Below are 15,320 nucleotides of genomic sequence, written 5' to 3'. Positions count from 1 at the left end.
AGGAAGCAGGCGATGTTCGGCGAGAAGTTTCGGGATCGGCAAAAGCCGATGGTGCTCGTGCTGGGACTGGGTGAATCCGGTCTCGCGATGGCGCGCTGGTGCGCCAGGCACGGCTGTCGGCTGCGCGTGGCCGATACGCGCGAAGTGCCGCCGAACCTGTCCGCGCTCGAAGCGCATGGTGTCGATGCCGATTTCGTCGGCGGTGCGTTTTCGCCGGTGCTGCTCGACGGTGTCGAGCTGGTCGCGATCAGCCCGGGGCTGTCGCCGCTCGCGGCCGATCTGCTGCCGCTGATCACGGCCGCGCGCGAGCAGGGCATCCCGGTGTGGGGCGAGCTCGAACTGTTCTCGCAGGCGCTGCGCACGCTCGGCGAGTCCGGCTACGCGCCGAAGGTGATCGCGATCACCGGCACGAACGGCAAGACCACGACGACGAGCCTGACCGGCTTGCTATGCGAACGCGCGGGCAAGAAGGTCGCGGTGGCGGGCAACATCAGCCCGTCGCTGCTCGACAAGCTGTCCGAAGCGATCGACCAGACCGCGCTGCCCGACGTGTGGGTGCTCGAACTGTCGAGCTTCCAGCTGGAGACCTCGCACACGTTTACGCCGGACGCCGCCGTCGTGCTGAACATCACGCAGGACCACCTGGACTGGCACGGCGGACTCGATGCGTACGCGGCCGCGAAGGGCCGCATCTTCGGTACACAGACGGTGCGCGTGCTGAACCGCGACGATGCGCGCGTGATGGCGCTCGCACCTGCCGCCGGCGACGCGGAGATCGTCACGTTCGGCACCAGCGAGCCAAAGAACGACGGCGACTATGGCCTGTTGCGCGACAACGGCATGGTGTGGCTCGTCGAGGCGCAAGATCGCGACGCGAGCGACGCACCGACGACGAAGCGCCGTCGCAAGAACGAAGCGGTCGCAACGCCCGACATCACGCTGAAGCGCCTGATGCCCGCCGACGCACTGCGCATCCGCGGTCTGCACAACGCCGCGAACGCGCTGGCCGCGTACGCGCTCGCGCGTGCGATCGGCCTGCCCGGCGCGCCGCTGCTGCACGGCCTGCGCGAGTACCGCGGCGAGCCGCATCGCGTGGAGCTGATCGCATCGATCGACGGCGTCGACTACGTGGACGACAGCAAGGGCACCAACGTGGGTGCAACGGTCGCCGCGCTCGACGGTCTCGCTCAGCGCGTCGTGCTGATCGCCGGCGGCGACGGCAAGGGCCAGGCATTCGAGCCGCTCGCCGCGCCGGTGATGCGCTGGTGTCGCGCGGTGATGCTGATCGGTCGTGACGCGCCGCAGATTCGCGCGGCGCTCGAACATAGCGGCGTCGCGATGACCGATCACGCGACGCTGGAAGAGGCGACGCGCGCGGCCACCGCGCTCGCGCAGCCCGGCGACGCGGTGTTGCTGTCGCCCGCGTGCGCGAGCTTCGACATGTTCAAGGGCTATGCACACCGCGCCGCGGTATTCCGCAGCACGGTCGAAGACATCGCGGCCGAACGGGGGACGATGATATGAGCTGGTCGGAACGCTTCGGCTCGCGGCACGCAGGCGGCGATGGCACCGCGGCGCGCACCGCCACCCGCACGGGCGGCAGCGGTCTTGCGAGCGCGGTCAACGGCGTGCGGCCGCTGCGCTCGCGCATGCTCGACTACGATCACTCGCTGCTCTGGGTGGTCGTTGCGCTGCTCGGGCTCGGCATCGTGATGGTGTACTCGGCGTCGATCGCGATGCCCGATTCGCCGAAGTACTCGTCGTATCGCGATTGGGCGTTTCTCGTGCGCCAGATCATCTTCGTGCTGATGGGCGCGGCGATCGGCGTCGCGTCGTTCCGCATTCCGATTTCCACGTGGGACAAGTACGCGCCGAAGCTCTTCCTGATCTCGCTCGTCGCGCTCGTGATCGTGCTGATTCCGCACGTCGGCAAGGGTGTGAACGGCGCGCGCCGCTGGATTCCGCTCGGCATCACGAACATGCAGCCGTCGGAAATCATGAAGCTCGCGGTGACGATCTACGCGGCGAACTACACGGTGCGCAAGCAGGAATACATGCACAGCCTCGCGAAGGGCTTCCTGCCGATGGCGGTCGCCGTGGGTCTCGTCGGCATGCTGCTGCTGCTCGAGCCCGACATGGGCGCGTTCATGGTGATCGCGGCGATCGCGATGGGCGTGCTGTTCCTCGGCGGCGTGAACGGCAAGCTGTTCGGCGGCCTGGTCGCCACCGCGGTGGGCACCTTCACGTTGCTGGTGTGGGCGTCGCCGTGGCGTCGTGAGCGGATCTTCGCGTACCTCGATCCGTGGGACGACCGCTACGCGCAGGGCAAGGCTTATCAGCTGACGCACTCGCTGATCGCTTTCGGGCGCGGCGAATGGTTCGGCGTGGGGCTCGGCGGCAGCGTCGAAAAGCTCAACTATCTGCCGGAAGCGCATACCGACTTCATCCTCGCGGTGATCGGCGAGGAGCTGGGGTTCGTCGGCGTGCTGGTCGTGATTCTGATGTTCTACTGGATCGTGCGCCGCTCGTTCGAGATCGGCCGTCAGGCGCTCGCACTCGATCGCACGTTCGCGGGTCTGGTCGCCAAGGGCGTCGGCATCTGGTTCGGCGCGCAGACCTTCATCAACATGGGCGTGAACCTCGGTCTTCTGCCGACCAAGGGCCTGACGCTGCCGCTCGTCAGCTACGGCGGTTCGGGCATCGTGCTGAACTGCGTCGCGATCGCGGTGCTGATGCGGGTGGACTATGAGAATCGTGTGTTGATGCGCGGGGGCAAAGTATGACGGCTCTGCCACAACGCACGCTGATGGTGATGGCCGGTGGCACCGGGGGACACGTGTTCCCGGGGCTCGCGGTCGCGCATCTGATGCAGGCGTGGGGCTGGAAGGTCGTGTGGCTCGGCAACCCCGCGGGCATGGAAGCGACGCTCGTCGCGAAGCACGGCATTCCGATGGAGTACGTACGCTTCGGCGGCGTGCGCGGCAAGGGTCTGAAGACCAAGCTGATGCTGCCGGTGAACCTGCTGCGCGCCTGCACGCAGAGCTTGAGCGTGCTGCGTCGCGTGAAGCCCGACGTCGTGCTCGGCATGGGCGGCTACATCACGTTCCCGGCCGGTTTGATGACCGCACTGAGCGGCCGCCCCCTCGTGCTGCACGAACAGAACTCGATCGCGGGTCTCGCGAACAAGGTGCTGGCGAAGCTCGCGAAGCGCGTGCTGGTCGCATTTCCGAATGCGTTGCCGCACGCCGAATGGACGGGCAATCCGATTCGCGAGGAACTTGCGCGCGCGAATCCACCCAAAGCACGCTACGCGCAGCGTAACGGTCCGCTGAACGTGCTCGTCGTGGGCGGCAGTCTCGGCGCCGCCGCGTTGAACGAAGTCGTGCCGCGTGCGGTCGCGCTGCTTGGCGCCAACGAGCGGCCGCGCGTCGTGCATCAGGCGGGCGCGAAGCATATCGACGCGCTGCGCGAGAACTACGCGGCGGCGGGCTTGCAGGCAGGCGCGGACGTCTCGCTCGTGCCGTTCATCGACGACATGACGAGCGCCTATGCGCAGGCCGATCTGGTGATCTGCCGCTCGGGCGCGATGACGGTGTCGGAGATTTCGGCGGTCGGCGTCGCGGCGCTGTTCGTGCCGTTCCCGTACGCGGTCGACGATCACCAGACCACTAATGCAGCGTTCCTCGCCGACAACGGCGCGGCGCTGGTCGTGCAACAACGCGACCTGTCGGCGGAAAAGCTCGCCGACTGGTTGCGCAGCCAGACCCGGGAAAGTCTCGCGGAAATGGCGGAGCGTTCGCGCTCGCTCGCGAAACCGGATGCCACCGAACAGGTCGCGCAGATCTGCGCGACGGTGGCGGGTGCGGGTTCGATGGCGGGCGTGAGCCCAGAAGGAAAGCAATGAAACACATCGTCAAACACATTCATTTCGTCGGTATCGGCGGCGTCGGCATGAGCGGCATCGCCGAAGTGCTCGTCAATCTCGGCTACCAGGTGAGCGGCTCGGACCTGTCGGGCAACGCGGTCACCGAGCGTCTCGCCGCGCTCGGCGCGCGCATTTCGATCGGCCACGCGGCCGAGAACATCGAAGGCGCCAACGCGGTGGTCGTGTCGACCGCGGTGCGCAGCGACAACCCCGAAGTGCTCGAGGCGCGTCATCGCCGCATTCCGATCGTGCCGCGCGCCGTGATGCTCGCGGAGCTGATGCGTCTGAAGCAGGGCATCGCGATTGCCGGCACGCACGGCAAGACCACGACCACCTCGCTCGTCGCGAGCGTGCTCGCAGCGGGCGGACTCGATCCGACCTTCGTGATCGGCGGGCGGCTGATCAGCGCGGGCGCGAATGCGCGTCTCGGCACTGGCGACTTCATCGTCGCCGAGGCGGACGAATCGGACGCGTCGTTCCTGAACCTGTTCCCCGTGATCGAGGTCATCACGAACATCGACGCCGACCATATGGACACCTATGGTCACGACTTCGCGCGTCTGAAGCAGGCGTTCATCGAATTCACGCACCGTCTGCCGTTCTACGGCATCGCGGTGCTGTGCGTCGACGATCCGAATGTGAAGGAGATCCTGCCGTTCGTGTCGAAGCCGATCATCCGCTACGGTTTCGCGGCCGATGCGCAGGTGCGCGCGGTCAACGTCGAAGCGCGCGAAGGCCGCATGCATTTCACCGTTTTGCGCGAAGACGCGGCGCCGCTCGACATCACGCTGAACCTGCCGGGCGAGCACAACGTGCAGAACGCGCTGGCCGCAATTGCAATTGCGACTGAACTTGAGGTGAAAGATGCCGATATCCAGCGAGCGCTCGCGGAATTCAACGGCGTCGGCCGGCGCTTCCAGCGCTACGGCGAAGTGCCGGTCGTGAGCGACGGCCAGGCCGCGGGCGCCTACACGCTGGTGGACGACTACGGTCACCACCCGGTCGAAATGGCCGCCACGGTCGCGGCGGCGCGCGGCGCGTTTCCGGGCCGGCGTCTGGTGCTGGCGTTCCAGCCGCACCGCTTCACGCGTACCCGTGATTGCTTCGAGGATTTCGTGAAGGTGCTGTCGACTGTCGATGCGCTCGTGCTGACCGAAGTCTATGCGGCCGGCGAGTCGCCGATCGTCGCGGCGGACGGCCGCGCGTTGGCGCGCGCGTTGCGCGTCGCGGGCAAGGTCGAGCCGGTGTTCGTCGACACGGTGGATGAGGTTCCGGACGCGCTGTCCACGGTGGTGCGCGACGGCGATGTGGTGATTACGATGGGCGCGGGTTCGATCGGCGGTGTGCCGGGTCGCCTCGCTCAGGAAATGAAGGTGTGAAATGAGCAGTATCGACCCTAAACAATTCGGCAAGGTTGCAGTGCTGCTCGGCGGTAATTCCGCTGAGCGCGAGGTGTCGCTCAATTCCGGGCGTCTGGTGTTGCAAGGTCTGCGTGACGCCGGTGTCGACGCGCATCCGTTCGATCCGGCCGAGCGTCCGCTGTCCGCCTTGAAGGACGAAGGCTTCGTGCGCGCGTTCAACGCGCTGCATGGCGGCTACGGCGAGAACGGCCAGATCCAGGGCGCGCTGGATTTCTACGGCATCCGCTACACCGGCAGCGGCGTGCTCGGCTCGGCGCTCGGTCTCGACAAGTTCCGCACCAAGCTCGTGTGGCAGCAGCTCGGCATTCCGACGCCGCCGTTCGAAGCGGTGCTGCGCGGTGACGACTACGCAGCGCGCGCGCAGGAGATCGTCGCGAAGCTCGGACTGCCGCTGTTCGTGAAGCCGGCGAGCGAAGGTTCGAGCGTCGCCGTGATCAAGGTGAAGAGTGCGGACGCATTGCCGGCCGCGTTGCTCGAAGCCGTGAAGCACGACCGCATCGTCGTGGTCGAGAAGAGCATCGAAGGCGGCGGCGAATACACCGCGTGCATCGCTGGCAATCTCGACCTGCCGGTGATCCGCATCGTGCCGGCCGGCGAGTTCTACGACTACCACGCCAAGTACATCGCCAACGACACGCAGTATCTGATTCCCTGCGGTCTCGGCGCCGAAGAGGAAGCGCGCCTGAAGGTGCTCGCGCGTCGCGCGTTCGACGTGCTCGGCTGCACCGACTGGGGCCGCGCGGACTTCATGCTCGATGGCGAAGGTAAGCCGTACTTCCTCGAAGTGAACACGGCGCCTGGCATGACCGATCACTCGCTGCCGCCGAAAGCGGCGCGCGCGGTCGGTATCAGCTATCAGGAACTGGTGGTCGGCGTGTTGGCGCTGACGCTGCAGGACTAACCAAGGCAACCGCAAGCAACCCATGTGGAACAACGTTCGCCAGCTCAATTTCGCCACCAACGCATTGCATGCGTTGCTGGTGCTCGTGCTGCTGGCGGCGGGCGGTTACTGGTTGATCCAGCGCCCGAATTTCTCGCTGCGCGAGATCCAGATCGACGGCGACACCGAGCACATCAATTCGCCGACGGTGCGCGCCGGCGTCGTGGGACGCCTGAAGGGCAACTTCTTCACGGTCGATCTCGACGCCGCGCGGCAGGCATTCGAGCAGATGCCGTGGGTGCGTCACGCGAGCGTACGGCGCGTATGGCCGAATGCACTGGCTGTCACGCTCGAGGAGTACAAGCCGCTAGGGACGTGGGGCAGCGATCAGCTGGTGAGCGTCGACGGCGAGCTGTTCACCGCGAACCAGGGCGAGCTGGACGAAGACCTGCCCGCGTTCGACGGTCCCGACGGTACGGCGAAGGACGTCGTCGCGCGCTATCACGACTTCCAGAAGTGGTTCGCAGCGATCGACGCGACGCCCGAGGAAGTGACGCTGTCGCCGCGCTACGCGTGGACGGTGAAGCTGTCGAACGGCACGCAGGTGGAGCTGGGGCGCGAGCGCAATCAGGACACCCTGGCCGATCGCAGCAAACGCCTGACCGCGGCATGGAGCGCGGTCACGCAACGTTGGGGAAAGGATATCGAGTATGCGGACTTGCGCTATCCGAACGGTTTCGCGATTCGTGCCGCTGGCATGCGCTTCATCAGCGAACCCGACAAGGGCAAGAAGTAAACGGACATCACACGCACTGAGCACGCTATGAGTAAAGACTATAAAGATTTGCTGGTCGCCCTCGACATCGGAACAGCGAAGGTAGTGGCCATCGTCGCCGAGTTGAAGGGCGAGGGTCACTACGAGGTGATCGGTCTCGGCCAGAGCGAATCAAAGGGGCTCAAGAAGGGCGTGGTGGTGAACATCGAAGCCACCGTGCAGTCGATTCAGCGCGCGCTCGAGGAAGCCGAGCTGATGGCCGACTGCAAGATCACGAACGTGTTCACCGGCATCGCCGGCAGCCATATCCGCAGCTTCAATTCGAGCGGCATGGTCGCCATCAAGGAGAAGGAAGTCACGCAGGCGGACGTCGCGCGCGTGATCGAAACGGCCAAGGCGATCAACATTCCGACCGATCAGCAGGTGCTGCATATCCTCACGCAGGAATTCATCATCGACGGTCAGGAAGATGTGCGCGAGCCGATCGGCATGAGCGGCATCCGCCTCGAAGTGAAGGTGCATATCGTCACCGGCGCCGTCAGCGCGGCGCAGAACATCGTCAAGTGCGTGCGCCGCTGCGGGCTCGAAGTGAACGATCTGATCCTGCAGCCGCTCGCGTCGTCGCTCGCGGTGCTGACGGAAGACGAAAAGGAACTGGGCGTGGTGCTGGTCGATATCGGCGGTGGCACGACCGACATCGCGATCTTCAGCGAAGGCGCGATCCGCCACACGGCCGTGATTCCGATCGCCGGCGACCAGATCACCAGCGACATCGCGATGGCGCTGCGTACGCCGACGCCGGACGCCGAAGACATCAAGGTCGACTACGGCATCGCCAAGCAGGCGCTCGCCGATCCGGACGAGATGATCGAAGTGCCGGGCCTCGGCGAGCGCGGTCCGCGCACGCTGTCGCGCCAGGCGCTCGCGGCCGTCATCGAGCCACGCGTCGAAGAACTGTTTTCGCTCGTGCAGCAGGTGGTGCGCGAGTCGGGTTACGAGGAACTGCTGAGCTCGGGCGTCGTGCTGACGGGCGGCGCGTCGATGATGATCGGCATGGTCGAGCTCGGCGAGGACATTTTCCTGAAACCGGTGCGCATCGGCGTGCCGGAGTATGCGGGCGGTCTCGCCGACGTCGTGCGCAATCCGCGCTATTCGACGGCGATGGGCCTGCTCGTCGAAGGACGCTCGCAGCGCATGCGCGGGCGCAAGGTTGCGGTGCAGTCGGGGTCGATGGGACAGGTGTTCTCGCGTATGAAGGACTGGTTCCTCGGCAACTTCTGATCACAGGTTTCGAGAAATTCGCGCTGGTGCCGGCGGCCGGCGCGCGACAGGGGGTTGCCCGATCTCCTGCCGGATAACGCCGAGTGGCGGTAACTTTTTATCTTGACGGAGGCAACATGGAATTCCAGATGCTGGAAACCGAAACGAACGGCACCATCATCAAGGTCGTCGGTGTCGGTGGCGCTGGCGGCAATGCCGTTCAGCATATGATCAACAAAGGCGTGCAAGGCGTCGACTTCATCGTGATGAACACGGACGCGCAGGCACTGTCGCGTTCGCGTGCCACCGCGGTGATCCAGCTCGGCAACACGGGTCTGGGCGCTGGCGCGAAGCCGGAAATGGGCCGCGCCGCGGCTGAAGAAGCACGCGAGCGTATCGCCGACGCACTGCGCGGCGCGCACATGGTGTTCATCACCGCCGGCATGGGTGGCGGCACGGGCACGGGCGCGGCACCGGTGGTTGCGCAGATCGCGAAGGAAATGGGTATTCTGACCGTTGGCGTCGTCAGCAAGCCGTTCGAATTCGAAGGCGGCAAGCGCATGCGCGTGGCGGAAGCCGGTTCGCAGCAACTGGAGGATCACGTCGACTCGCTGATCGTCGTGCTGAACGACAAGCTGTTCGAGGTGATGGGCGACGACGCCGAGATGGACAAGTGCTTCCAGTGCGCTGACGACGTTCTGAACAACGCGGTCGCGGGCATTGCGGAAATCATCAACGTCGACGGTCTCGTCAACGTCGACTTCGAAGACGTCAAGACCGTGATGGGCGAGCAGGGCAAGGCGATGATGGGCACGGCGACGGTTGCCGGTGTCGATCGCGCGCGTCTCGCGGCCGAACAGGCCGTTGCGAGCCCGCTGCTGGAAGGCGTCGATCTGTCGGGCGCGCGTGGCGTGCTGGTCAACATCACGTCGAGCCGTTCGCTGCGTCTGTCGGAAACGCGCGAAGTGATGAACACGATCAAGAGCTATGCTGCGGAAGATGCCACCGTGATCTTCGGCGCCGTGTACGACGATGCGATGGGCGACGCGCTGCGCGTGACGGTCGTCGCGACGGGCTTGGGCCGCGCGGCGAAGAAGCAGCAGTCGGCACCGATGACGCTGCTGCGCACCGGCACCGACAACCAGCCGATCGGCGCGATGGCCCATGCGGCGTACGCACCGGCAGCAGGTCACGCCAGCACGGCCGACTACGGCGCGCTCGACACGCCGGCGGTGTGGCGCACGTCGCGCGACACGGCGGCCTCGCACGTGCAGGCGCTGCAGGAAAAGGGCGTCGATACGTACGACATTCCGGCATTCCTGCGCAAGCAGGCGGACTGAGCGCACGGGCAGGCTTCGTTGCCGCGCTGCGAGATGTGTCGCAGGTGCAGCGCTGGCGGACGAATGCACGAGCGTGGCGGGTGAACGGCAAGCAGGTCGCGTATCGTCTGATTCGCGGCAGGGGCAACTGCCCTCTGCGGATTCGCGAAACGGACGAAGCGACAACCGCCGCACGGCGTGGCCTATAGTTGGATGGGCCGAACCGGATTCACTGCGACACGAGGACGTGCGAGCGTGCTTCGCATCGATGCAAAGGACTGAGCATGATCAAGGAAGGTGAAAAGCTGCCCGACGCGACGCTCTTCGAGTATGTCGAAGACGACCGGGCGGGCTGCACGATCGGACCGAACAGTTTCGACGTGCGCGAGCAGACGGCGGGCAAACGCGTGGTGATCTTCGGATTACCCGGCGCGTTCACGCCGACCTGTTCGGCCAAACATGTACCGGGCTATGTCGAGCGGGCTGAGCAGTTGCGCGCTGCCGGCATCGACGAAATCTGGTGCGTGTCCGTCAACGACGCGTTCGTCATGGGCGCGTGGGGACGCGATCAGCACACCTCGGGCAAGGTGCGCATGATGGCGGACGGTAGTGCGGCTTTCACACGGGCGCTTGGTCTGGAGCAGGATCTGTCGGGGCGCGGCATGGGAATCCGTTCCCAGCGCTACGCGATGGTGGTCGACGACGGCGTGGTCAAGACGCTGAACGTCGAAGCTGCCGGCAAATTCGAAGTCAGCGATGCGGCGAGTATTCTCGCCACGTTGCGCTAGTTGCTGGCGTCGCACCTTCGCCGCGGGCCTGCGCGTTTGTGATGCGTGGCGCTTCGGCAACGGTGATTGCGACGCTTTTGTGACAGGCCGTTACGCGGGCCGATGACCGGAAACGCCTCCGTTCCGGGGCATCGGCCCGTCACGCTTTCCGTCGCTGTGCCCATTGGGTAATGCAGCGAAACAGATTGATACGTTCCCTGCAAGGACGCTTGTCTGGGGATTGGAGTATAATTCGGGCTATGAAATAAAAAGTCCTGATTAGGATTTTCAATCGAACAGAAGACCACCATGTTGAAGCAGCGCACAATCAAATCGATCGTCAAGACTGTCGGGATCGGGTTGCACTCCGGCCGTAAAGTCAATCTGACGCTCCGCCCGGCGGCGCCGGGCACTGGCATCGTGTTTTCGCGCGTGGATTTGCCCACGCCGGTGGACATTCCTGCGTCGGCGATGGCGATTGGCGATACGCGTCTGGCTTCCGTGTTGCAGAAAGACGGCGCGCGCGTGTCGACCATCGAGCATCTGATGTCCGCTTGCGCCGGTCTTGGCATCGACAATCTTTACGTCGACGTCACCGCCGAGGAAATTCCGATCATGGACGGCAGCGCGGGTTCGTTCGTGTTCCTGATCCAATCGGCGGGAATCGAAGAGCAAAACGCGCCGAAGAAATTCATCAAGGTCACGAAGCCGGTCGAAATCCGCGACGGCGACAAGTTCGCGCGGCTCGAGCCGTTCTTCGGCTTCAAGCTCAAGTTCACGATCGACTTCCGTCACCCGGCTGTGGACAAAACCGGCCAGGCACTGGAAGTGGATTTTGCCAACACGTCGTACGTGCGCGAAATCGCGCGTGCCCGCACGTTCGGCTTCGCGCATGAAGTGGAAATGATGCGCGAACTCGGCCTCGCGCGCGGCGGCAGCATGGACAACGCGATCGTGCTCGACGAATACCGCATCCTGAACAACGACGGCCTGCGTTACGACGACGAGTTCGTCAAACACAAGATGCTCGACGCGATCGGCGACCTGTACGTGGTTGGTCATCCGCTGCTCGCTTCGTACACCGCGTACAAGTCGGGCCACGGTCTGAATAACGCGCTGCTGCGCGAATTGCTCGCGCACGAAGATTCGTACGAAATCGTCACCTTCGACGATACGCAGAAGGCTCCGCGCGGCTTCGCATACGAAACGCAGACGGCGTTCGCGTAACGCTGGCGTACCTGGCGTTATACGCAGCCCCAAGAAAAACGGCCCATTCGGGCCGTTTTTTTCGTTGAGCGTTCAGCGATTGCGCCGATGCCGCGCGGCCATGCGCGCGAGCGCTTCCTGTAGCGGCGAGGGCGCCAGCGATTCGCTCAACGCCTGCAGCGCGTCGGCGCCGGCCGGCGTCATGCGCGCCTGCTTGACGGGTGGCGGTTCCTTCAGCGGCTGCGGCCGCACCCGAATCCTCAGCGCATGCACGGGCCAGCCGCGCTGCTGCAAATCCGCCAGCAGCCGCGGCTCCAGATGCCGCAGACGCGCCGCGAGCGCGTTGTGCGCGGCGAACAGGGCCAGCACGCCTTCCTTGATGAAGCCGGGCTCGACGCTCGTCGCCAGATAATCGGGCAGCAGCGCGCGCAGATCCTTTTCGAGCGCGGCGATCTGCTCGACGCCGGCGCGCAGGGCGGCGAATGCATCCGTGCGGCCGAGCACCTCGGCGAGCGGTTGCGGGCGGCGCCGATCGAACTGCTTCGGCGGCCTTGAAAAGGACGAAAAACGGCTCATGTTTGGCAATGACGACGTGCGCACGCCCCATGCGCGCCCACGCCGCGATTGTACCGCGCGGGCAGCTTGCGAAGCTGGTCGGCGCCGCGCCGAAGGTCGCCTGGCGGGGCTGGCACAGGCCAGTGCCGTCACGCCCACGACACGAGCGTAGCCGGAGGCGCGTGCTAAAATGCCCGATTCGAATTCACTCTTGGACTAAGCCGCCGAGGACTTTCCGACCCAGGCGCGGTATGCGCGAAGCGCACACCGCGAGCCAGCCGAAGCCGCGACGCAGACACCGATCCGATGACCACCGGTTTTCTACAGAAGATTTTTGGCAGCCGTAATCAGCGGCTAGTCAAGCAATATCAAAAGACCGTCGCGGCGATCAATGCGCTCGAGCCGCAGATCGAGCAATTGACGGATGACCAACTGCGCGCCAAAACGGGTGAATTCCGCCAGCGCGTCGCGAGCGGCGAATCGCTCGACAAGATCCTGCCGGAAGCGTTCGCGGTCTGCCGCGAGGCCAGCAAGCGGGTGCTGAAGATGCGCCACTTCGACGTGCAGTTGATCGGCGGCATGGCGCTGCACTACGGCAAGATCGGCGAAATGCGCACCGGCGAGGGCAAGACGCTCGTCGCGACGCTGCCGGTCTACCTGAACGCGCTGTCGGGCCGCGGCGTCCACGTGGTCACGGTCAACGACTACCTCGCGCAGCGCGACGCCGAATGGATGGCGCGCCTTTACAACTTCCTCGGTCTGTCGGTCGGTATCAACCTGTCGCAGATGGAGCATACGGCGAAGCAGCAGGCCTACGCCGCTGACATCACCTACGGCACCAACAACGAATTCGGCTTCGACTACCTGCGCGACAACATGGTCTACGAGACCGACGCGCGCGTGCAGCGTAGCCTGAACTTCGCGGTCGTCGACGAAGTGGACTCGATCCTGATCGACGAAGCGCGGACACCGCTGATCATCTCCGGCCAGGCCGAAGATCACACCGAACTCTACGTGCGCATGAACGCGCTGCCGCCGCTGCTCGAGCGCCAGATCGGCGAAGAGAAGGCGGACGGCACCGGCGTCGAAAAGCCGGGCGACTACACGCTGGACGAAAAAGGCCGTCAGGTATTCCTGACCGAGTCGGGCCACGAAAAGGCCGAGCGCCTGCTCGGCGAGTGGGGTCTGATCGGCGAGGGCGAAAGCCTGTATGCACCGCAGAACATCACGCTGATGCACCACGTGTACGCGGCGTTGCGCGCGCACACGCTGTTCTTCAAGGATCAGCACTATGTCGTGCAGAACGGCGAAGTCATCATCGTCGACGAATTCACCGGCCGTCTGATGGCCGGCCGCCGCTGGTCGGACGGTCTGCACCAGGCGGTCGAGGCGAAGGAGCACGTGAAGATCCAGAGCGAGAACCAGACGCTCGCATCGATCACGTTCCAGAACTACTTCCGCATGTACGCGAAGCTGGCCGGCATGACCGGCACGGCCGACACCGAAGCGTACGAATTCAACGAGATCTACGGCCTCGAAACGGTCGTGATCCCGACCAACCGCCCGCCCAAGCGGATCGACAAGCAGGATCAGATCTACAAGACCGCGAAGGAACGCTACGACGCGGTGATCCGCGACATCCGCGAGTGCTTCGAACGCGGTCAGCCGGTGCTGGTCGGCACGACGTCGATCGAGAACTCGGAGTTGCTGTCGCATCTGCTGAAGCAGGCCGGCTTGCCGCACGAGGTGCTGAACGCGAAGCAGCACGCGCGCGAAGCGGCGATCGTCGCCGAAGCGGGCCGTCCGCAACGCATCACGATCGCGACCAACATGGCCGGCCGTGGTACCGACATCGTGCTCGGCGGCAATGCGGAGAAGCAGGCGTCGTTCATCGAGCAGGACGAAACGCTCGCCGACGACGAAAAGCAGCGCCGCATCCAGAAACTGCACGACGAATGGCAGACGCTGCACGATCAGGTGAAGGCCGCGGGCGGCCTGCACATCATCGGCACCGAGCGTCACGAGTCGCGCCGGATCGACAATCAGTTGCGCGGCCGTGCCGGCCGTCAGGGCGACCCGGGTTCGTCGCGTTTCTATCTGTCGCTGGAAGATCCGCTGCTGCGCATTTTCGCCGGCGACCGCGTGCGCGCGATCATGGACCGCCTGAAGATGCCGGAAGGCGAGGCGATCGAAGCGGGTATCGTGTCGCGCTCGATCGAATCGGCGCAACGCAAGGTCGAGGCGCGCAACTTCGATATTCGTAAGCAATTGCTCGAATACGACGACGTGTCGAACGACCAGCGCAAGGTGATCTACCAGCAGCGCAACGAATTGCTCGAAGCGAACGACATCACCGAGACCATCACCGCGATGCGTCATGGCGTGATCGGCGACCTCGTGCATCAGTTCGTGCCGGTCGGCAGCATCGAAGAGCAGTGGGACGTGCCCGAACTCGAGGAAGTGCTGCGCAACGAATGGCAACTCGACCTCGCGATCCAGGAAATGATCAACGAGTCGAACTCGATCAGCGTCGACGAAATTCTCGAAGCGGTCGAAGCTGCCGCCGACGAGGGGTACGAGGCGAAGGTCCAACTGGTCGGCCGCGAATCGTTCAGCGCGTTCGAGCGCTCGATCATGCTGCAGACGCTCGACCGCGCGTGGCGCGAGCATCTGGCCGCGCTCGACCATCTGCGCCAGGGCATCCATCTGCGCGGCTATGCGCAGAAGAACCCGAAGCAGGAATACAAGCGCGAGGCGTTCGAACTGTTCGCCGCGATGCTCGACGCCGTGAAGCTCGAAGTCACGCGCGTCGTGATGAACGTGCAGATCCAGTCGCCGGAGCAACTCGAAGCGGCCGCGGAACAAATGGAAGAGCAGGGCAGCCATCTGGAGAACGTCGAGTTCCGTCATGCGGAGTTCGCGGAAGCCGGCGCCGCCGCGCCCGTCGCGGCCGAAGCGGCCGCCGCCATGATCGGCGACGCGATGAGCCATGGCCACGGCGCGTCGCCGCAGGCGACCGTGCACGTGAATGCCGACAACGTGCCGAAGGTCGGCCGCAACGACCCGTGCCCGTGCGGCAGTGGCAAGAAGTACAAGCAGTGCCACGGCAAGATCGCCTGATGCCGACGCGGCGCGCTTGCGGGCGCGCCGCGGCGTTTTTGAGCGCCGCTTGACCGTGATGATTTCGCCGGTGACCCGGCACCACGCCCGGG

General features: G+C 65.0%; 12 protein-coding genes. 11 read left to right on the top strand and 1 reads right to left on the bottom strand.

The window, feature by feature from the left end:
• Nucleotides 1–12 precede the first annotated feature (12 nt).
• From murD to lpxC, 10 genes are all read left to right on the top strand, one after another.
• On the top strand, nucleotides 13–1,524 hold the full coding sequence (gene murD / locus CI15_RS04835) for a UDP-N-acetylmuramoyl-L-alanine--D-glutamate ligase (RefSeq protein WP_062124827.1): 1,512 nt from the start codon (nucleotides 13–15) through the stop codon (nucleotides 1,522–1,524).
• The gene (gene ftsW / locus CI15_RS04830; protein ID WP_062124825.1) at nucleotides 1,521–2,783 is read left to right on the top strand and encodes a putative lipid II flippase FtsW; all 1,263 of its coding nucleotides are present in this window, start codon (nucleotides 1,521–1,523) and stop codon (nucleotides 2,781–2,783) included. The genes murD and ftsW overlap by 4 nt, the downstream gene beginning before the upstream one ends.
• A complete protein-coding gene (murG, locus tag CI15_RS04825) occupies nucleotides 2,780–3,904 on the top strand; it encodes an undecaprenyldiphospho-muramoylpentapeptide beta-N-acetylglucosaminyltransferase (protein ID WP_062124823.1) in 1,125 nt (374 codons plus the stop codon). Before ftsW ends, murG begins: the two co-directional genes overlap by 4 nt.
• Entirely contained in the window at nucleotides 3,901–5,304 is a 1,404-nt protein-coding gene (murC, locus tag CI15_RS04820; protein ID WP_062124821.1) for a UDP-N-acetylmuramate--L-alanine ligase, read from the top strand. The genes murG and murC overlap by 4 nt, the downstream gene beginning before the upstream one ends.
• 1 nt (nucleotide 5,305) lies before the next feature.
• Nucleotides 5,306–6,247, top strand: coding sequence for a D-alanine--D-alanine ligase (locus CI15_RS04815; protein ID WP_062124819.1), 942 nt, complete (start codon nucleotides 5,306–5,308; stop codon nucleotides 6,245–6,247).
• 22 nt (nucleotides 6,248–6,269) lie between these two features.
• The gene (locus CI15_RS04810; protein ID WP_062124816.1) at nucleotides 6,270–7,022 is read left to right on the top strand and encodes a cell division protein FtsQ/DivIB; all 753 of its coding nucleotides are present in this window, start codon (nucleotides 6,270–6,272) and stop codon (nucleotides 7,020–7,022) included.
• A gap of 27 nt (nucleotides 7,023–7,049) precedes the next feature.
• The gene (gene ftsA, locus CI15_RS04805) at nucleotides 7,050–8,282 is read left to right on the top strand and encodes a cell division protein FtsA (RefSeq protein ID WP_062124814.1); all 1,233 of its coding nucleotides are present in this window, start codon (nucleotides 7,050–7,052) and stop codon (nucleotides 8,280–8,282) included.
• A 116-nt stretch (nucleotides 8,283–8,398) separates the two neighbouring features.
• Complete coding sequence (gene ftsZ, locus CI15_RS04800) at nucleotides 8,399–9,601, top strand: cell division protein FtsZ (RefSeq protein WP_008921173.1); 1,203 nt, start codon at nucleotides 8,399–8,401, stop codon at nucleotides 9,599–9,601.
• Nucleotides 9,602–9,864: 263 nt separating this feature from the next.
• Nucleotides 9,865–10,368: a peroxiredoxin gene (locus CI15_RS04795; RefSeq protein ID WP_062124812.1), complete on the top strand. Its 504-nt coding sequence runs from the start codon at nucleotides 9,865–9,867 to the stop codon at nucleotides 10,366–10,368.
• Between the two features lie 288 nt (nucleotides 10,369–10,656).
• Nucleotides 10,657–11,574, top strand: coding sequence for a UDP-3-O-acyl-N-acetylglucosamine deacetylase (lpxC, locus tag CI15_RS04790; RefSeq protein ID WP_062124811.1), 918 nt, complete (start codon nucleotides 10,657–10,659; stop codon nucleotides 11,572–11,574).
• 72 nt (nucleotides 11,575–11,646) lie between these two features.
• Here the strand turns inward: lpxC and CI15_RS04785 are convergent, their stop codons facing one another.
• A complete protein-coding gene (locus tag CI15_RS04785) occupies nucleotides 11,647–12,129 on the bottom strand; it encodes a DciA family protein (protein ID WP_062124809.1) in 483 nt (160 codons plus the stop codon).
• Nucleotides 12,130–12,414: 285 nt separating this feature from the next.
• On the opposite strand from CI15_RS04785, the gene secA reads away from it, so the two are divergent.
• Entirely contained in the window at nucleotides 12,415–15,228 is a 2,814-nt protein-coding gene (secA, locus tag CI15_RS04780) for a preprotein translocase subunit SecA (RefSeq protein WP_062124807.1), read from the top strand.
• Nucleotides 15,229–15,320: the final 92 nt, after the last annotated feature.

The sequence above is a fragment of the Paraburkholderia monticola genome, assembly GCF_001580545.1.
In the GTDB taxonomy this organism is placed as follows: Bacteria; Pseudomonadota; Gammaproteobacteria; order Burkholderiales; family Burkholderiaceae; genus Paraburkholderia; species Paraburkholderia monticola.
Note: the sequence above shows the minus strand (reverse complement) of the source record. Positions and strands in the feature narration are given on the sequence as shown.